The 1690-nt window shown below is 60.4% G+C and carries 1 protein-coding gene; it reads left to right on the top strand.

The features are described from left to right. Positions 1-80: 80 nt before the first annotated feature. On the top strand, positions 81-1526 hold the full coding sequence (locus AC07PF_RS33070; protein WP_494614747.1) for an IS1182 family transposase: 1446 nt from the start codon (positions 81-83) through the stop codon (positions 1524-1526). The last annotated feature ends 164 nt before the right edge of the window (positions 1527-1690 follow it).

Below are 1690 nucleotides of genomic sequence, written 5' to 3'. Positions count from 1 at the left end.
GGCCGAGGCTGTGTGAAAACCCAACCCTAAACCGCTGCCCAAAACTAAAATAACGGCACCCGATTCAAGCGAGGTGCCCCATGAAGCGATTCATCGAAGGCGAAGACCGACAACAGGTCACCATGCTACCGGAGTGCCTGGACGACTACATCGCAGAGGACAACCCGGTGCGTGTTGTCGATGTCTTTGTCGAAGAACTGGATCTTCGGGCACTGGGCTTTGATGCAGTCAATCCAGCGCTCACCGGCCGGCCCGCGTACCACCCGGCCGTACTGCTCAAGCTCTACATCTACGGGTACTTGAACCGCATCCAGTCAAGTCGCCGCCTGGAGCGCGAAGCCCAGCGCAATGTCGAGCTGATGTGGCTGACCGGGCGCCTTGCGCCAGACTTCAAGACCATCGCCGACTTCCGTCGAAACAACGGCGCCGGCATCCGCAACGTCGGCAAGCGCTTCATCGCCATGTGCCGGCAGTTGGACCTCTTCTCGCAGGCCATCGTGGCCATCGATGGCAGCAAGTTCAAGGCCGTGAACAGCCGTGACCGCAACTTCACGCCCGGCAAGATCGAGGCCCGTCAGCAGCAGATCGAGCAGAGCATCCAGCGTTACCTTGACGCGCTGGAGACCGCAGACCGCACGCAGCCCGCCGAGGTCGAAGCCAAGACAGAACGACTGCAGGAGAAACTGAAAAAGTTGCGCGAACAGATGCGGCAACTCGATGGGCTCAAGGAGCAATTGAAGAGCCTGCCCGATGGCCAGGTCTCCCTCACCGACCCCGATGCACGTTCGATGGTCACCCAGGCCAAGGGATCGGGCCTGGTTGGCTACAACGTGCAGACAGCCGTCGATGCCAGGCACCACCTGATCGTGGCGCACGAGGTCACGAACGTTGGCAATGACCGGGCACAACTGCACGGCATTGCCTGTGCCGCAGACCAGGCTATGGGAAGCGAGCACCTGCAGGCCTTCGCTGATAGGGGCTACTTCAGTGGCCCGCAGCTCAAGGCCTGCGAGGACGCTGGCATCACGACCTTCGTGCCCAAGCCGATGACATCCAACGCGAAAGCCGAAGGGCGCTTCGACAAAGCCGACTTCATGTACATCGCTAAGGATGACGAGTACCAGTGCCCTGCAGGCGAGCGTGCGATCCAACGGTTCAAAACGATCGAGAAGAGCCTGAGCCTGAGCATCTATTGGTCAAGTGCCTGTCCGCACTGCCCGCTGCGCGAGCAATGCACGACCAGCAAATACCGACGTGTCCGCCGCTGGGAGCACGAAGAAGTACTGGAGCGCGTTCAGCAACGGCTGGACGGCAACCCCGAGGCGATGACATTGCGCAGGTCCACCGTGGAGCATGTGTTCGGAACGCTCAAGCACTGGATGGGCTCGACGCACTTCCTGATGAAGACCCTCAAGCACGTGGGCACCGAGATGAGCCTGCATGTGCTGGCCTACAACATCAAGCGGGTGATGAGCGTGATGGGTATCGCGCAGATGATGCAGGCGATGCGGATGGCGAAGGCGTGAGGCCTTTGTTGGCTTTTTACAGGCCGATAGAGGCTTCGGGAAGGCGTCAAAAGGCCCCGGTGCGCCAAAAGCGATTCTGCAACAGCACTAGTGGAAAATGAGGCTCAGTGCTGCGAGATGGGGCTGGCCCGTATGCTCGTGGGTGTTTCCACACAGCCTCGGCC

This window comes from Acidovorax sp. GW821-FHT10A04 (genome assembly GCF_059415825.1).
The sequence above is the reverse complement of the archived record's forward strand: the minus strand, read 5'-3'. Positions and strand labels throughout refer to the sequence as shown.

Coding starts and splice junctions, on each gene's coding strand:
- AC07PF_RS33070 (WP_494614747.1), top strand. CDS start 81: ATGAAGCGATTCATCGAAGGCGAAGACCGACAACAGGTCACCATGCTA.